Consider the following 15,200-nt stretch of genomic DNA (forward strand, 5'->3'; position numbering starts at 1 on the left):
CGGCCGTTACAACAATCGAATCCCATCGAAGACATCGGCGCCGCGACCCCGGGTCCGGCGCGACGGAGACCCTTGTCCATGGCCAAGCTGTTCGAGCCCCTCGCCCTGCGCGAGGTCACCCTGCGCAACCGTCTCGCCGTCTCGCCCATGTGCCAGTACCAGGCCGAGGACGGGTTCGTGACGACCTACCATACCGTCCACTACGGCAAGCTCGCGCTCGGCGGTTTCGGCCTCGTCATCGTCGAGGCGACCGCGGTCTCCCCGGAAGGGCGCATCACCCATGGCGACGTCGGCCTGTGGCGCGACGAGCAAATCGAGGGTCTTGCCGGGATCGCCCGGTTCATGAGGGCCCAGGGCGCCGTGCCGGGCATCCAGCTCGCCCATGCCGGCCCCAAGGCCAGCATGCAGCGGCCCTATGGCGGCGACGGCCCGCTGACCCAAGTCGACATGGACCGGGGCGACCGGCCCTGGGACATCGTCTCGGCGAGCGCGCAGCCCGTCGACGCGGGTTGGCTGGTGCCGGAGGCGCTCGACGCCTCGGGCATCGGGAAGGTGAAGGCCGATTTCGCCGCCGCGGCCCGGCGCGCCCTCAAGGCCGGGTTCGAGGTCGTGGAACTGCACTGCGCCCACGGCTACCTCCTGAACGCCTTCCTCTCGCCCCTCACCAACCACCGGAGCGACGCCTACGGGGGAAGCCGCGGGAATCGGATGCGGCTGCCCTTGGAGATCGCCAGCGAGCTTCGCGCGATCTGGCCCGCCGACAAGCCGCTGTTCGTCCGGGTCTCCGCCGTCGATGGCCTGAGGACCGGCGTGACCATCGAGGACAGCGTCGCCTTCGCCGAGGCGCTGAAGGCGGTCGGCGTCGACGTGATCGACTGCTCGTCGGGCGGCGTCGGGACCACCTACGAGCATCCGAGCGGCTACGGCCACCAGGTGCCATACGCCGACCGCATCCGGCGGGACACCGGCCTGCGGACGATGGCGGTCGGCATGATCGTCGATCCGGTCCAGGCCGAGCGGGTGGTCGCGGGCGACCACGCCGACCTCGTGGCCATCGGGCGCGAGGCGCTGCGGGATCCGAACTTCGCGCTGAACGCCGAACAAGCCCTCGGGGTGGCATCGAAGGACGCGCCGTACGGAAGCTGGGTGCCGCAGATCGGCTGGTGGCTGAACGGGCGCGAACGCAAGATCCGTCGTCTCGGCGCGTGGTCGGGCGGCGAGGACGTCGCCGCTTGAGGCATGCAGAGGCCGGACCTTGGGGGGGGCGCCATGCCATGGCACCTCCGCACCGACCATGGGCGGAGCCTTGTCGGGCAGGCCGGTCACGTCATCGGACGGCCCCGGCGCAGCATGATGGTCACCCCAGGCGTCCCACGGCGAAATCGATGAAGGACCGGAGCTTCGGCGTGATCCGACGGTCCGGGGCGTAGAGGATATGCATGGGATGGGTCGGGGGCTCGTGGTCCGGCAGGAGATGGACGAGGCGGCCCGACGAAAGGTCGTCCCGGACCAGCGACGCCGGCTGGAGGACGATGCCCATCCCCGCCAGGGCCAGGGTCAGCAGCGCCTGCCCGTTGTTCACGACGTGGCGGCAGGACACCTCGACCATCACGACGCCGTCCGGCCCCGCGAAGGACCAACGGTGGCGCGTGGTCCCGTAGGCGAACCCGAGGCACTCGTGCCCGCGCAGGTCTTCGGGCGTCGCCGGCGCGCCGCGCGAGTCGACGTAGGCGGGCGCCGCGCACAGGACCATCTCCAGGGGACGCAACGCCCGCGCGATCAGGCCGCTGTCGCCGAGCGTACCGACGCGGAACACCGCGTCGTAGCCTTCGTCCACGAGGTCGACCGTCCGGTCAGCCAGCGTCAGGTCGACGTCGACCTCGGGGTTGGCGTCGAGGTACGCGGGCAGCACCCGGGCGAGCTCGTGGGCGCCGAAGGTGACCGGGGCGTTCACCCGGATCCGTCCGCGCGGCACCGCCCGGCTCTCCGCCGCCAGGGCCTCGGCGGCCTCGACCTCGGCCAGGATGGTGCGGACCCGGTCGTGGAAGGCCCGTCCCATCTCGGTGACGCCCTGGCGGCGGGTGGTCCGATTGATGAGCCTGACCCCGAGATGGTCCTCAAGCGTCCGGACGTGCTTGCCGACCATCTGCGATGACATCGAGAGCGCGTCGGCCGCGGCCGAGAACGAGCCCGCCTCCACGGCCTTGGCGAAGACGGCCATGCTGGCGAGACGATCCATGATTTGAAACCCGTTGGTTCAAGTGTGCATGCTGAGCAGCGATTTATCCCTCCGTGATGGAAGTGCACAACTCACCACGCACCCCACGACAGGGCCAATTCGGGAGTTACGAACATGACCATCGCGATCATCGGCACCGGCAACATGGGAAGCGGCATCGCCAGGCTTCTCGCCTCGAAGGGCATCGACGTGGCCATCGGCCACCGCGACCCGGCCAAGGCCGCCGCGCTCGCGGGTGAGATCGGCCCCCGCGCCCAGGGCGGCGGCTCCGAGGCGGCGGCGAGGCTCGCCGACATCGTCATCCTGGCGGTGAACTACGGGACCGCCGAGTCGGCCCTGAAGGGGGCTGGCGACTTGACCGGCAAAATCGTCGTCGACATCTCGAACCCCATCACCCCGGACTACAAGGCGCTCGTCGTGGGGCACACGACGTCCGCGGCGGAGGAGATCCAGAAGCTCGTCCTGGGCGCGAGGGTCGTGAAGGCGTTCAACACGATCTTCGCCCAGCTGCTGCCGTCCGAGGCGCGCGAGGGCCGCGAGGTCCAGGTCTTCGTGGCCGGCGACGACGAGGCGGCGAAGAAGGCCGTCTCCGGGCTGGCCTCGTCCGTCGGGTTCGCTCCGGTCGACGCGGGTCCGCTGAGCAACGCCCGCTACCTGGAGCCGGTCGGCGAGATCAACATCCACTTCGGGTTCTTCCTCGGCTGGGGCACCTCCGCGGCCCCGGCCTGGCTCAAGGCGGCCTGAACGGCCCCCCCTCATCGGACAAGGAGAACATCATGACACGCGTCGTACGATTCCATGGGATCGGCGGTCCCGAGGTCCTCAAGGTCGAGGACGTCCCCGTGCCGGCGCCGAAGTCCGGCGAGGTCCAGATCCGGGTCAGGGCGATGGGCCTCAACCGGGCCGAGGTCATGTTCCGGACCGGCCAGTACGTGACCGAGCCGACCTTCCCGGCCATCATCGGCTACGAGGCGGCCGGCACCGTCGAGGCGCTCGGACAGGACGTGGAGGGCTTCGCGGTCGGCGATGCCGTCAGCGTCGTGCCCTGCTTCCTGCTCGGCGAGTACGGCCTGCACGGCGAGCTCGTGAACGCGCCGGCCTTCGGGGTGGTGAAGCATCCGGACAACCTGTCGTGGGAGGAGGCGGCCGCCACCTGGATGATGTTCACGACCGCCTACGGCGCGCTCGTGGACATCGCGGACGTCCAGGCCGGCCAGACGGTGCTCATCCGCGCCGCGTCCAGCAGCGTGGGGCTAGCCGCCATTCAGATCACAAAGTCCCTCGGCGCCGTGCCCGTCGCCCTGACGCGTCGGAGCAACAAGCGCGACGAACTCCTGCGGCACGGGGCCGCCCACGTCATCGCGACCGAGGAGCAGGACCTCGTCGCCGAGGTGGCGCGCATCACCGACGGCAAGGGCGCGAACGTCGCCTTCGATCCGGTCGGCGGCCCGGAGGTCGCCAAGATCCTAGAGGCGCTCGGCTACCTCGGCATCTTCTTCCAGTACGGGGCGCTGGACACGGCTCCGCTCGCGGTGCCGGTGATGCCGCTGCTTGGCAAAGACCTCACGGTACGCGGCTACCAGCTGTTCGAGATCACCAAGGACCCAGCCCGTCTGGAAAAGGCCAAGGACTACATCGTGAAGGGGCTCGCCTCTGGCGCGCTGAAGCCAGTGGTCGCCAAAACGTTCAAGCTCGACCAGATCGTCGAGGCTCACCGCTTCATGGAGAGCAACGAACAGGTCGGGAAGATCGTCGTCACGGTCTGAGTGGGCGTCACCTCATCGATGGACGGGATCTGCCTCGCCTGAGCGAGGTCGATCTGCTTTCGAGGTGTGTCTGCTTCCGGATCAATGACCACGGTCCGATACCCACCCCGAGCCGAAGTTACCCGACAGTTGACGAACGACCGCTCTGGAGAAGCGCCAATGACGGTCTGGGTGGCCGGGTTGGGTCGGTAGCGGTCCCCTCGGCTATGTCCGCTTTGATGCATCCGCTCCCTGGAAGCGGACGGGCTAGAAACCACCCGATCCGGACGCGGGGCGTCTTCCACCAAGCTGCCGCGAAGCGGACCTTCCGAGGGTCGGCAAGGGGTCGGCAGCGGAAGGGCCGCTGAGGGTGGAAAGCGGAGGCTAGGCGGCTCCATATTGGAAGTTGTGCGAATGGATGAGCGGCAAATCGCTCCTTAGGGAGGTGCCTGATATGGTCAGAGAGTTCGATTGGTAAGCAGTGAGTTGGGGACATATGATCTGGATTTATATTGGAATATCTGGAGTTTTTATTTCAATAATACTTTCTGTCAAGGAATTTTTGATTGTAAATAGGTCGTTTAAAAGAAGGATTATCATAAAAAGTGAAAGTATTCACGCTTGGGTAGTTAGTGGAAACGCCCATATAAGCGTAGTTTCCGCATACAGAGCTTCGCTTGAGATGCTAAACTGCGCAGTAATGCTAGCTGCAGCCATCTCGTATGCTTACGAAGAGATGTATTTATCGATTTTTCTATTTTCTATCCTAATTGGAATTCAAGTTTACGTGATGTATATGGCATATAGCTACGGCAAAGCGACAAAGAATTTGCCGTAATGTGAATGGTTACATACACCCGCTTATGCGAACGGGGTACGTACCAGGGCAGTGCCAGCGCCCATTTTCCAACGTGACCGTTCCGTTGAGCAAGCCCTATTGCGGGAACTGATGCGGCAGGCGGGAATCGACGGCGGCCGGTTCGATACCATCCTGCGCGACCAAGCCCTCTACGACGGCGTGCAGGGCGTCTTCGCGCAGGCGACCTCGGCCCTGGGCGTCCACAGCACGCCGACCCTGTTCGTGAACGACGACCGACACGAGGGCGCGCTGACGGCGGACGCGCTCGGCGACATCATCGGGCGAGCCCTGGAACGGAGACCGGGCTGAAGCCTGCCTCCAGGGTGCGACCTCGGCATCAGGCACCGTCTGCGGCCATGGCCGTGTGGCGACCACGCGGCCACGGACATCCTCCTGCTCGATGGCGATGGGCTGGACCTGAAGCGCCAGGAAATCCCCCGGTCACGGGCCCCCGAAGTGCGGGCCGTCCGACCTCGCGTGGGACCCGAAGAAGCGCAGCATCTCGCGACTGGCATCGGGACCGACCGAATCGGTGTGGGAGCCGGACGGATGGCCGCCGGACCAGGCGTGGCCGCCACCGTGCAGGACCCATTGCTCCGACGACCAGGTCCCCTGCCGTTCGGTGAGGACAGTACGAGTATATTCCATCCCGCCGTCGGAACGTCCGTTGAAGATGGCCGTGACCAGATCCACAACGGGCAGGCATTGCGCGATGGCCTGATCGCCGTTGACCGGCGACACGGTCCTGTCGCGGTCGCCATGGAAGACGATGGTCGGCATCGGATGCGTCGCCCGCCGCGGCTGAAGAAGGGCGCCCCGGCGCATCGCCATGAGGGCCGCTGCCATCGACGTGGCGGAGCCGCAGGCTAATCCGGAATGAATACCGACCGCGGCATAGAGATCCGGGTAGGCCATCGCCAGGACGGCCGCGGCCGCACCGCCCGAGGACAGGCCAGCGACGTAGACCCTCGCGGGATCAACGTCGAAGTCCTGCATGACCTGACGCGTCAGCCCCGCGAGGATCGACGGCTCCCCCCGGTCCCGCCACTGGTCGCCGTCCCTGAACCAGTTCCAGCTCTTTCCCATGTTCGCCGACCTCGGCTGGTCCGGATAGGCGACGAGTAAGCCCTGTTCCTCGGCCAACTCGTCCATCCGGGTGCCGATGGCGAAATCGCGCGACGTCTGCGAGCAACCGTGCAGCATCACCACGAGCGGAAGCTGGACGCCCCCTCCCTGCCTCGACGGGACGAACAGGTCGTACGCCCTGCTGCCGGCTCGATTGCCGAACCGACGCTCCAGCGCATCGAGTCGCCCGATGGGCCGTCCCCGCGGTCGTGCCGGGCCGACGCCAAGGTATCCGGTCATCGCGATGCCTTCTCGTGCGGGGACGTAAGGGTTGGGCGCAAAGGGCTACGGCAGGGCGCCGATCAAGCCCTCGGCCTCGGTCATGGTGAGCTCGCAGGCACGCTTGTCGCCCCGCCGATCCTCTTCGCCCGCACGTCCGATGAGATCCCGTGCGAGCGCGACATGGTCCGCCGTGGAGACCATGTCCGGGTCGCTCGGGCCATCCAGGCGGACGACGGTCACGCCGCGGGGCGATCCGGTGCGGAGCGCGTGGCCCGCCCGCAGGCCAGCGACCTGGACGGCACCTGCGCTGTCGAGGCGGCGCTCGATGGTACCGATCTGCTCGGCGCAGGAGGAGGCCGCCGCCGGCAACGGCGCGAAGGCGAAACCCATGGTGGCGAGGGCTTGCACGATGCGCATCGGGAGACTCTCGGGAGATGGCAGCATCGCGGCTCCGCTCGACGAGCGCATGACCCTAGGCCGTCCCTCACGCAGCGATGCAAGGGTAGCGACCTATCAACCCCGGATGCGGGCCAATGTTGCATCGCGATATCCGAATAAGGGTTTGAGATCCCTCGGAGATTGTCACTTGTCCGTCATCGAGACGTTTTAATCCTCGGACAACCATACAAATTATAGAAAGCGACCATGTCCGACGCGATCCTGGCACCGACCGGCACGGTCGGACATGCAACCGCCGGCAAGCCGAAGCTCGACCACGGCATCCATCCCGGGGGCATCATCGCCTTCCTGCTCGTCCTCGTCGCCGGCCTCTGCTACGCCGTCTTCAGCCTGATCGCGGACATGAACGCCGTCCACCAGGAGCCCCTGGCGCTCGGCGCCTTCGCCCTCCTCGGCCTCGCGCTGCTGATCGCCCTGGGCTTCGAGTTCGTGAACGGTTTTCACGATACCGCCAACGCCGTGGCGACCGTGATCTACACCCACTCGATGCCGCCGCTGGTCGCAGTGATCTGGTCCGGGACCTTCAACTTCCTCGGCGTGCTGCTGTCCTCGGGCGCGGTAGCCTACGCCATCGTCACCCTTCTTCCCGTCGAGCTCATCCTGCAGGTCGGGTCGGGCGCCGGCTACGCGATGATCTTCTCCCTGCTCATCGCGGCCATCCTTTGGAACCTCGGGACCTGGGCGCTCGGCCTGCCGAACTCCTCCTCGCACGCCCTGATCGGGTCCGTGCTCGGCGTTGGCATCGCCAACCAGCTCATGGGCGGCCAGGACGGCACCTCCGGCGTCGACTGGAACCAGGCGCTCGGCGTGTTCAAGGCGCTCGCCTTCAGCCCGATCTGCGGCTTCGTCGCGGCTGCCCTACTGCTTCTCGCCCTCAAGTTCGCCGTGCGCCGCAAGGACCTGTACGAGGCGCCCAAGGGGGACGCGCCGCCCCCGCTCTGGATCCGCGGCGTCCTGATCCTGACCTGCACCCTGGTGTCGTTCTTCCACGGCGGCAACGACGGCCAGAAGGGCATGGGCCTGATCATGTTGATCCTCATCGGCGCCGCGCCGACCGCCTACGCCCTGAACCGCACCATGAACGCCGACGCAACACCGGCCTTCGTCCAGACCTCCGAGGCCGCCAGCAAGGTGTTCTCGAACTACGCCGGCGGGACGGCACGGCCCGACGCCGCCCAGGCCCGCAAGACGGTGGCCGACGCGCTCAAGACGAAGGAGCTCAACAAGCCGGAGGTTTTCGGTGCCCTGTCGGCCCTCTCGACCGACATCGCCGCCTCGGTGAAGGGCTACGGCTCGCTCCAGCAGGTCCCGGCGGGGGCGACCTCGAACGTGCGCAACGACATGTACCTCGCCTCCGACGCGATCCGGCTGCTGCCGAAGTCCGGCGCGCCCCTGACCGAAGGCGATGCCAAGACGCTGAAAGGGTACACCGAGCTCCTCAACGAAGGCACCCGCTACATCCCGGGCTGGGTGAAGGTCTGCGTCGCCCTGGCGCTCGGGCTCGGCACCATGGTCGGCTGGAAGCGCATCGTCGTCACGGTCGGCGAGAAGATCGGCAAGACTCACCTCACCTACGCCCAAGGCGCCTCGGCCGAGATCGTCGCGGCCGGCACCATCGGGCTGGCCGAGCTTTACGGCCTGCCGGTCTCGACCACGCACATCCTGTCGTCGGGCGTCGCCGGCACCATGGCGGCCAACGGCTCCGGCCTGCAGGTGTCGACCGTGCGCAACATGGCGCTGGCCTGGATCATGACGCTGCCGGCCGCCATCCTGATCGCCGGGACGTTGTTCTTCATCCTGCGCCACGTGTTCTGAACCGGATGGAGGCCGCCACCGCGTCCCCCCCTCGTCGTCTGTGCGACGAGGCGGCGCTTCCGGGTCTGCTCTGGGCGATGCGCTTCGACGAGAGCGGCTGCGGTCACCTCGTCGACCACGGGGAGGCACTGCCCGCCCCGGGGAGCTTCGGCGAGGCGTTCACCTGGCTGCACTTCAACCTGAACGACGCGCGCCTGCCGGCCGTGATCGAGGAAGGGCGCCTCGGCCCACCTCGCCTCGCAACCGCAGCCTTCGCCAGCGACCCGCACCAGCGCCTCGTTGTCGAGTCTGGCCATATCGGCGGCGTCGTGGCCGACCTCGTCCGGGGGACCGGCGAGAGCCCGAGGATCGACGCCGGCGGGCGCCTGCATTTCGTCATGGGCCCGCGTCTGCTCGCGAGCGGCCGGCGGCATCCCGTCCTCGGACCGGACCTGGCCCGTGACGCCGCCGTCGACGGTCGCGGCATCCTGGCGCCGATCCAGCTGCTCGACGTCATCGTCGAGTGGGTCGTGACCTCGATGGCCGAGACCGGCGCCCGCCTGGCCGACGAGCTCGACGAGATCGAGGACCACATCCTCGATGAGCGCGTACGCGGCGAGCGGCGGCGGCTCGGGCCGATCCGCCGGGACGCGGTCCGGCTGCACCGGCAGTTGCTCGGCCTGCGCGCGGTCTTCCATCGCCTTGAGAACGCCGGGGTGGACGAGGAGGTCCCGCATACGGCCATCGCCGCCGCCACGCGGATCGCGCAGAGGCTCGACGCGCTCGACCGGGACATGGTCCTGCTCGCCGACCGCAGCCGGCTGATGCAGGAGGAGCTGTCCTCCTATATCGCGCAGGCCTCGAACCAGCAGCTCTACATGCTGTCGGTGCTCACCGCGCTGTTCCTACCGCCGACGCTCGTGACCGGGCTGTTCGGGATGAACACCAAGGGCCTGCCGCTCGCGGAGAACGAAGCCGGCTCCACCGTGGCCATTGCCATCGCCTGCCTCTCGGCGGTCGTCGCCTATGCGCTGATCCGCGTCCTGGGCATCCGTCCGCCTCGGGATTGAGCAAGGTAGCGCGTCCGGCTCAGTAGCGGGTGATGGCGCGAAGGCCGAACACCAAGGCGTTGCGCACCCGGCTGCCGTCGGGATCGCGGGGGTTGGAGATCCCGCCCCCCGGATGGACGACGTACTGCACGGTCGGCTGCAGGGCGATGCCGGGGGCGAGCACCGCTTGGTACGTCGCCTCCAGCAAGAGCTCGGCGCTCCGGCGAGGGGTGGGTGCCGTGCCTTGGAGGGCGGCCATCGCATCGAGCCGCCGCGCCACGGGGGAGATGTGCGTGACGCCGACGCCGAACCCGAGGGTGTCGTCCGAGCGTCCGGAAAACAGGCCACGATAGGCGATGCCGCCGTCGAGGTAGAGGTCCACGAGGTTGCGGTCGCCGGGAGAGGCCGAGGCCCGCAGGAACACGCTGGCTCCGTCGTTGGGATCGTTCGGCTCCTGGTAGATCGTCTGGTCGATCACCCCGTAGATTCCTGAATCGCCAGAAACTCGTCGGCCGAGTCCGCCCACGGGGTCGGGCATGAGGGCATCGACGCGGCCGAACCGGTGCCAGCCCCCGAACGTCACGGTGCCGGGCAGGCCCGTGTCGCCGGGGCGAACGTTGTAGGCGTAGGAGACCTCGGCGATGGCGAGCGGCGGATCGGAGACTGGAAAGCGGGTGCCGTTCGGGTTGCGCCGCTGCGGATCGACCCCTGAGCGCGGATTGCCTCCGCCGGGCGTGCCGTCGATCAGGCTGGCCTGGAACGAGAGCTCCCGGGCCGGCACGTACTTCAGGCGGACGGTCGGCGCCGAGAGCGGGTAGGCCGGTCCCCCGTCGGTCATGTTTGCAGCGAAGATCGCCGGCCAGCCGAAGGTGCCGTTGGTGAAAAGGATGCTGGTCTGGCTGACCATGTATTCGGTGTCGGCGGAGAGTTGGCCGACGCGGAGTAAAAGGCGGTCGTCGAACAGGCTCTGTTCCAGCCAAAGTTCCGAGAGACGCGAGGCAGGCAGGGCCTCGATCTCGCTGATGGTCATGAGGTTACCGACGCGGGAGCGCGAGGTGCCGCTGCCCTGGACCTGGTAGACCGTGGCGTGGGCGCTCGCCCCCTTCCACCCGGCCAGGGTGTCGAGATCGACGTCGACGTCGAGGTCGAGCAGCGTCAGGCCCGTGGAGCCCCGACGCAGGCCGCCGCGCAGGTTGCGGTAGGTCTCCCCCACCGTGATCAGCCCGAAGGTGATCCCGTGGCGTTCCAGGAACGCGCGGTATCCGCCGGGGTCGCCCGCTGGTCCCAGCAGGGGTTGGAACGAGGTCGTCACCTCTGCCGCCCGGCCCGCCGAGAAGACCGGCTGGGCCACCGAGGTCTGCGGATCGCCGCCCGCGCCTGTCGGCGAGCCGATGGCGATGCCTTCGGCCGCGACCCTTGCGGCCGTGGCCTGCGCCTCGCGGTCCTCGGCCTGGGCCGCGACGAGGCTTGGCTGCGGCCATAGGGCGAGCGCGACGAGGGTGACGAGGATGGTGCGGGAAGGGGAACGCACCTCGGTCTCCGATCCAGGTGGGAGGCCGACGGTCAGGTCGGGACACCGTCGCGCACCACGACCTCGGCACCCAACCGGGCCCCCACCCCGCCGGCGGCCTTCAGACCGGCCTCCAGCGCTTCGGCCCGATCCCGGTACTCGGGACGGGAGCGAACGATGAGGCAACGGTTGGCTTCGCGATGGATGGCCCAGGCCCAACGCTGGACCCCATCCCCGGCCGCTTCGATCCCTACCTCCAACGGCGCTGTCTGATCGACTGGCATGATGCGTTCGTCTCCTGCGGACCCATCACCCGGGCGGTCGGACCACGGTCCGGCTTGGCGAGGCGGACCGACTTACAGGCGTCGCCGAGGCGCCCTAAGGCGATGCAATGCCCGGACCGATGACGCTGGACCTGCTGGTGACCTTAAGGATCGTGGATGACGATGTGACGGCGGTGGTGGACACTTACCTGGCCGATCCGTCGTGCGGCACCGTCCGGTTCGGCGAGGGGTATCGGATCGATCCGGCGTCGGCCGTCGCCGAGCACCCTTTCGCCGGCACCCTGATGCGCCAGTCCTGGGCCGTGGATGAACTCCGGCGGGCCGCCGTACGGGCGGCGGTCATGTTGGCGGTACCCGAACGAGATTGACCGCCAATCCCGTCCCGCCCCGTCCGTCGGTCACGGCAGAGTGCCCGTTCTCTGGTCCATCTTTCCCCAAAAACCTTGCCGGCCACGCCCCGATGATTCCAGCGGTCGAAACCTGACGCTTGGTCCCGGCGACGAGCGGCTGCTTCCGGCCCTTGGCAGGCCCGGTTTCGGGCCACTTGGCGGGAAGGAGGGTACGACCGTGTTGGGTGAACAGTAGCCCGTCAGGTTCTAAGCGAAAAAACCACCGAAGCAGACCTCACTCCTCAGGCCGCGCATACGAATGCGTGCCGGCCTCTTGCGCTAGCAGGACCATCCTGTAATTATCAACCAAATGGTTGAGCATTTGCCCTTGGCCCTGGATGGCGTCTTCCATGCCCTCGCGGATCGAACCCGTAGAGCCATGGTCAATCAACTCGCGTCCGGTGAGCGCACGGTTTCCGAACTCGCCGCGCCCCACGCCATGTCGCTGGCTGCTGCCTCCAAGCATGTCCGTGTTCTCGAAAATGCCGGCCTTCTAAGCCGCACGATTGAAGGTCGGGTGCATCGCTGCTCGCTTGAGCGTCAGCCCCTCGTTCAGGCGCTGTCCTGGCTGCGCACCTACACGACCTTCTGGAACGAGCGGCTTGATGCTCTTGAGGATCTGCTGAACACCGAGGACGATGATGACCGACACTGAGCCCGCCGTCGTCCTCGTCCGGACGTTTCGGGCGACCTGCGACAAGCTCTACCGGGCCTGGACCGACCCAAAGATGATCCAGCGTTGGCTCGCGCCCGGCCCGAACGTGGTCGAGCAGGCCGAGACCGATCTTCGCCTCGGCGGCCACTTCCGGTTGGCGACCCGCGGGCCCGACGGGGCGGAGCACCGCATCAGCGGCTGCTACCGGGACCTTCAACCGGGCCGGCGCATCGTCCAGACGTGGATCTACGACGGGCCCCTCGATCTCCTGCGCGGGGAGGAGACGCTTCTGCAGATCGACTTCATCCCACGAGATGACGGTACCAGTGAGATGCGCCTAACCCATAGGCGGATCGCCCGTGCGGACATCCGCGAGGCCTACAGGGAGGATTGGCCGAGCTGCTTCGACAAGCTCGAACCCGTGCTTCACTAAAAATCAAAACGAGGAAACGCCATGCTGAAACAAGGTTCACCTGCGCCACTCCGGCGCGGGATCGTCAAACTGTGGTTCGCGCTCGACGTCGTCGTCGCGCTGGCCCCGCCACTCTACTGGGCGGCCGACGGCCGCACGGCCCCGATCGCCGGGATCCCAACCGCGTTGTTCTACTTCCTGGCCGTCAGTCTGTGCATCACCGTGAGCCTAGTCGCCGCGTATCTGCTCGACGAAGCTGACCAGGGGAGCGCGGCATGATCATCACCTTCGGCCTACTCGTCTTGTTCTTCGCCGCCGTCGTCTGGGTGCTCCAGCGCAACCGCACAGTCGATCAGTCCTTCACCGACTACGCCGTGGGTGGCCGCTCGTTCGGAGCCCGCTATCAGGCGATGTCGTTCCTCAACACCTGGTATCCGGGCTCGATGTTCACCGCCTTCGGCGCCCTCTCAGTGACGGCCGGCGTAATGTCTTTCTACGTCCTGTCCTACTCGCTCCTGACCGTCGTGCTGCTCTTCGTCCTGGCCCGGCCGGTCTGGATCTGGGGCAAGGCCTACGACCTGCGCACGCAGGGCGACCTGTTCGCGCTGCGCTACGGCTCCCGCCACATCAGGACGGTGGCGGCGCTCATCGGCATCGTGTCCGGCCTACCCTGGCTTGTTCTCGGGATGCAGGCCCTGGGCAACCTCTTCGAGGCGATGTCGCTGGGTGCGCTGTCGTTCTCCAGCTCCGTCGTCGTGGGCGTCCTCGTCATCGCGATCCGTCAGATCTGGACCGTGCGCATGGGCATGCGCGGCGTGGTGATCTCCGACTACCTACAGGGCATCGTGGCCTATATCGGCGGCGGCCTGATGCTCATTGGACTGATCGTCTGGCTCGTGGTCGTCAAGGGCAGCACGCTCACCACCCTCGATCCAAAGATGTTCGCGATCCCAAGCTTCGGCTCCAAGGAAGGCCCGCTGTACCTGTTCGCGCTGATGTTCACCGGCGCGCTCGGCGGTTGGTGCTGGCCCTACATCTTCGTGCGCCTATTCACGGCCGATGGCGTGCACAGCCTGAAGAAGTCGGCGGCGCTCGCCGTGCCGCTGACCTTCCTGTTCGGGGTGGCGCTCCTGATCTTCGGCATGCTCGCCTCGAAGGTGCCGGAAGCGGTAGCCAAGCCTGACGACGTCTGGTTCATCGTCTCCCAGCAGGCTGGAGGTCTCGTGCTGCTGGGCCTTGCCGGCGTCGTACTGCTCGCCGCCTCGATGGGGCACACGGACGGCAATATCCAAGCCTACGGCGCGCAACTCGCCAACGATCTCGTCGGCAACTACGTCGCGCTGGACCAGAAGCGGATGATCGTCATCGCGAAAGTCGGCATGCTCTTACTGACGCTCCTGGCCTCCTGGTTGGCGACCCTGACGTTGCCGGCCCTGTTCTCGCTGGCGGTGCTGGCCTACCAGGGCATCATCCAGCTCGCGGTCCCACAGTTCCTAGGCATCTTCTGGAAGCGGGGGAACCGGCAGGGCGCGTTCGCCGGCATGATCCTAGGCTTCGTCACGGCGATCGGGCTGGAGCTCGCTTATGGCGGCCACTTGCCCTTCGGCTTTGGCCTGACCTCCGGGTGCTTCGGCTTGGCCGTCAATCTACTCGTCTACGTCGCCTGCGCCTATCTGCTCCCGCATTCGTCCGAGGAACAGCAACGGGTCGAGGAGCTGTTCGTCGTCGTGCAGGCCAGTAGAGCAAAGCAGGCGGGGGCGAACCCTCAGGCCCGGCCAGCTCTGGCCTGAGATGGACAGCTTCTACACGCCTGAGCAATGGGCGCTGCAGGACCGCTTCGGCACGCGCCGGCTGGCCGACACACAAGAGCGCGCGATCGTCAGCGACCGGTTGTCGGAGGCCGATCGCGCCTTCATCGCGGAACGCGACATGCTGTTCCTGTCGACAGTCGACGCCACCGGCCAGCCGACCGTGTCCTACAAGGGCGGTGCGCCGGGCTTCGTCCGCATCGACGGCGATGACCTGTTGCTGCCCTGCTACGACGGCAACGGCATGTTCCTATCGATGGGCAACGTCACGGAGGAGGCCCGGGTGGGCCTCCTCTTCATCGACTTCCAGACACCCCGGCGGCTGCGGGTGCATGGGGGTGCGCACCTGGACGAGACCGTTCCGGTCCCAGGCGCAGCCATGGTCATGCGCATCCGCCCGACGCAGATCTTTTTGAACTGCCCACGCTACGTACATCGCTACCGGCGCGAGGACAGCTCGCGCTACGTGCCCGATGCTCAGGGGAACGCACCGGTCGCTGAGTGGAAGCGGCTAGCGTTCTTGCAAGAAGACCTGCCACGGGCAGATCGCGAGAGCGTGGCGGCTGTCGGAACCATCTCGCAGTCCGAATACGAGGCGAAGGTTGGCGCGGGTGAGGGATAGAAGCGATCCGAGTGTCCGTCTCCAACAT

The 15,200-nt window shown here is 67.2% G+C and carries 17 protein-coding genes; 12 read left to right on the top strand and 5 right to left on the bottom strand.

Annotated elements, in window-relative coordinates; genetic code table 11:
* The first annotated feature begins 72 nt into the window (after positions 1-72).
* Positions 73-1,236 carry an NADH:flavin oxidoreductase/NADH oxidase gene (locus ACPCJR_RS24050; RefSeq protein WP_391515464.1) on the top strand — a complete coding sequence of 388 codons (1,164 nt, stop codon included), beginning with the start codon at positions 73-75 and terminating at the stop codon, positions 1,234-1,236.
* Positions 1,237-1,357: 121 nt separating this feature from the next.
* Here ACPCJR_RS24050 and ACPCJR_RS24055 read toward each other — a convergent pair whose 3' ends face one another.
* Positions 1,358-2,239: a LysR family transcriptional regulator gene (locus ACPCJR_RS24055; protein WP_391515466.1), complete on the bottom strand. Its 882-nt coding sequence runs from the start codon at positions 2,237-2,239 to the stop codon at positions 1,358-1,360.
* A 114-nt stretch (positions 2,240-2,353) separates the two neighbouring features.
* Between ACPCJR_RS24055 and ACPCJR_RS24060 the strand changes: the two genes are divergently transcribed.
* From ACPCJR_RS24060 to ACPCJR_RS24070, 3 genes are all read left to right on the top strand, one after another.
* Positions 2,354-2,983 carry an NADPH-dependent F420 reductase gene (locus ACPCJR_RS24060; protein ID WP_391515468.1) on the top strand — a complete coding sequence of 210 codons (630 nt, stop codon included), beginning with the start codon at positions 2,354-2,356 and terminating at the stop codon, positions 2,981-2,983.
* A gap of 32 nt (positions 2,984-3,015) precedes the next feature.
* Positions 3,016-4,005, top strand: coding sequence for a zinc-dependent alcohol dehydrogenase family protein (locus tag ACPCJR_RS24065; protein ID WP_391515470.1), 990 nt, complete (start codon positions 3,016-3,018; stop codon positions 4,003-4,005).
* 868 nt (positions 4,006-4,873) lie between these two features.
* Positions 4,874-5,152, top strand: coding sequence for a DsbA family protein (locus tag ACPCJR_RS24070; protein ID WP_391515472.1), 279 nt, complete (start codon positions 4,874-4,876; stop codon positions 5,150-5,152).
* Between the two features lie 132 nt (positions 5,153-5,284).
* On the opposite strand, the gene ACPCJR_RS24075 is transcribed toward ACPCJR_RS24070, so the two are convergent.
* Positions 5,285-6,208, bottom strand: a complete 924-nt coding sequence (locus ACPCJR_RS24075; protein ID WP_391515474.1) for an alpha/beta hydrolase family esterase — start codon at positions 6,206-6,208, stop codon at positions 5,285-5,287.
* Between the two features lie 45 nt (positions 6,209-6,253).
* Positions 6,254-6,607 (bottom strand): hypothetical protein, encoded by a 354-nt coding sequence (locus tag ACPCJR_RS24080; RefSeq protein WP_391515476.1) that lies wholly within the window; start codon positions 6,605-6,607, stop codon positions 6,254-6,256.
* 228 nt (positions 6,608-6,835) lie between these two features.
* Between ACPCJR_RS24080 and ACPCJR_RS24085 the strand changes: the two genes are divergently transcribed.
* Together ACPCJR_RS24085 and ACPCJR_RS24090 are read left to right on the top strand one after the other, a co-directional pair.
* Positions 6,836-8,464 (top strand): inorganic phosphate transporter, encoded by a 1,629-nt coding sequence (locus tag ACPCJR_RS24085; protein ID WP_391515478.1) that lies wholly within the window; start codon positions 6,836-6,838, stop codon positions 8,462-8,464.
* A 5-nt stretch (positions 8,465-8,469) separates the two neighbouring features.
* Positions 8,470-9,513: a transporter gene (locus ACPCJR_RS24090; RefSeq protein WP_391515480.1), complete on the top strand. Its 1,044-nt coding sequence runs from the start codon at positions 8,470-8,472 to the stop codon at positions 9,511-9,513.
* A gap of 19 nt (positions 9,514-9,532) precedes the next feature.
* Here the strand turns inward: ACPCJR_RS24090 and ACPCJR_RS24095 are convergent, their stop codons facing one another.
* Together ACPCJR_RS24095 and ACPCJR_RS24100 are read right to left on the bottom strand one after the other, a co-directional pair.
* Complete coding sequence (locus ACPCJR_RS24095; protein WP_391515482.1) at positions 9,533-11,023, bottom strand: carbohydrate porin; 1,491 nt, start codon at positions 11,021-11,023, stop codon at positions 9,533-9,535.
* Between the two features lie 32 nt (positions 11,024-11,055).
* Complete coding sequence (locus ACPCJR_RS24100; protein WP_391515483.1) at positions 11,056-11,286, bottom strand: hypothetical protein; 231 nt, start codon at positions 11,284-11,286, stop codon at positions 11,056-11,058.
* A gap of 119 nt (positions 11,287-11,405) precedes the next feature.
* Between ACPCJR_RS24100 and ACPCJR_RS24105 the strand changes: the two genes are divergently transcribed.
* The 6 genes from ACPCJR_RS24105 to ACPCJR_RS24130 all read left to right on the top strand — a co-directional run bounded on the left by ACPCJR_RS24105 (position 11,406) and on the right by ACPCJR_RS24130 (position 15,172).
* Entirely contained in the window at positions 11,406-11,654 is a 249-nt protein-coding gene (locus ACPCJR_RS24105) for a hypothetical protein (RefSeq protein WP_391515485.1), read from the top strand.
* Between the two features lie 331 nt (positions 11,655-11,985).
* A complete protein-coding gene (locus tag ACPCJR_RS24110) occupies positions 11,986-12,330 on the top strand; it encodes an ArsR/SmtB family transcription factor (protein ID WP_391515487.1) in 345 nt (114 codons plus the stop codon).
* Positions 12,317-12,763, top strand: a complete 447-nt coding sequence (locus ACPCJR_RS24115) for an SRPBCC family protein (RefSeq protein ID WP_391515489.1) — start codon at positions 12,317-12,319, stop codon at positions 12,761-12,763. Before ACPCJR_RS24110 ends, ACPCJR_RS24115 begins: the two co-directional genes overlap by 14 nt.
* Positions 12,764-12,784: 21 nt before the next feature.
* Positions 12,785-13,021, top strand: a complete 237-nt coding sequence (locus ACPCJR_RS24120) for a hypothetical protein (protein ID WP_391515490.1) — start codon at positions 12,785-12,787, stop codon at positions 13,019-13,021.
* Positions 13,018-14,532 (top strand): sodium:solute symporter family protein, encoded by a 1,515-nt coding sequence (locus tag ACPCJR_RS24125; protein ID WP_391515492.1) that lies wholly within the window; start codon positions 13,018-13,020, stop codon positions 14,530-14,532. The genes ACPCJR_RS24120 and ACPCJR_RS24125 overlap by 4 nt, the downstream gene beginning before the upstream one ends.
* 1 nt (position 14,533) lies before the next feature.
* Positions 14,534-15,172, top strand: a complete 639-nt coding sequence (locus tag ACPCJR_RS24130) for a pyridoxamine 5'-phosphate oxidase family protein (RefSeq protein WP_391515494.1) — start codon at positions 14,534-14,536, stop codon at positions 15,170-15,172.
* Positions 15,173-15,200: the final 28 nt, after the last annotated feature.

Source organism: Methylobacterium sp. NPDC097929 (assembly GCF_049543375.1).
Classification (GTDB): Bacteria; Pseudomonadota; Alphaproteobacteria; order Rhizobiales; family Beijerinckiaceae; genus Methylobacterium.

Bases quoted from the DNA above. Each gene is read 5' to 3' on its own strand.
- ACPCJR_RS24055 (WP_391515466.1), bottom strand. From the start codon at position 2,239: ATGGATCGTCTCGCCAGCATGGCCGTCTTCGCCAAGGCCGTGGAGGCG.
- ACPCJR_RS24060 (WP_391515468.1), top strand. From the start codon at position 2,354: ATGACCATCGCGATCATCGGCACCGGCAACATGGGAAGCGGCATCGCC.
- ACPCJR_RS24065 (WP_391515470.1), top strand. From the start codon at position 3,016: ATGACACGCGTCGTACGATTCCATGGGATCGGCGGTCCCGAGGTCCTC.
- ACPCJR_RS24075 (WP_391515474.1), bottom strand. From the start codon at position 6,208: ATGACCGGATACCTTGGCGTCGGCCCGGCACGACCGCGGGGACGGCCC.
- ACPCJR_RS24080 (WP_391515476.1), bottom strand. From the start codon at position 6,607: ATGCGCATCGTGCAAGCCCTCGCCACCATGGGTTTCGCCTTCGCGCCG.
- ACPCJR_RS24085 (WP_391515478.1), top strand. From the start codon at position 6,836: ATGTCCGACGCGATCCTGGCACCGACCGGCACGGTCGGACATGCAACC.
- ACPCJR_RS24090 (WP_391515480.1), top strand. From the start codon at position 8,470: ATGGAGGCCGCCACCGCGTCCCCCCCTCGTCGTCTGTGCGACGAGGCG.
- ACPCJR_RS24100 (WP_391515483.1), bottom strand. From the start codon at position 11,286: ATGCCAGTCGATCAGACAGCGCCGTTGGAGGTAGGGATCGAAGCGGCC.
- ACPCJR_RS24105 (WP_391515485.1), top strand. From the start codon at position 11,406: ATGACGCTGGACCTGCTGGTGACCTTAAGGATCGTGGATGACGATGTG.
- ACPCJR_RS24110 (WP_391515487.1), top strand. From the start codon at position 11,986: ATGGTTGAGCATTTGCCCTTGGCCCTGGATGGCGTCTTCCATGCCCTC.
- ACPCJR_RS24115 (WP_391515489.1), top strand. From the start codon at position 12,317: ATGACCGACACTGAGCCCGCCGTCGTCCTCGTCCGGACGTTTCGGGCG.
- ACPCJR_RS24120 (WP_391515490.1), top strand. From the start codon at position 12,785: ATGCTGAAACAAGGTTCACCTGCGCCACTCCGGCGCGGGATCGTCAAA.
- ACPCJR_RS24125 (WP_391515492.1), top strand. From the start codon at position 13,018: ATGATCATCACCTTCGGCCTACTCGTCTTGTTCTTCGCCGCCGTCGTC.
- ACPCJR_RS24130 (WP_391515494.1), top strand. From the start codon at position 14,534: ATGGACAGCTTCTACACGCCTGAGCAATGGGCGCTGCAGGACCGCTTC.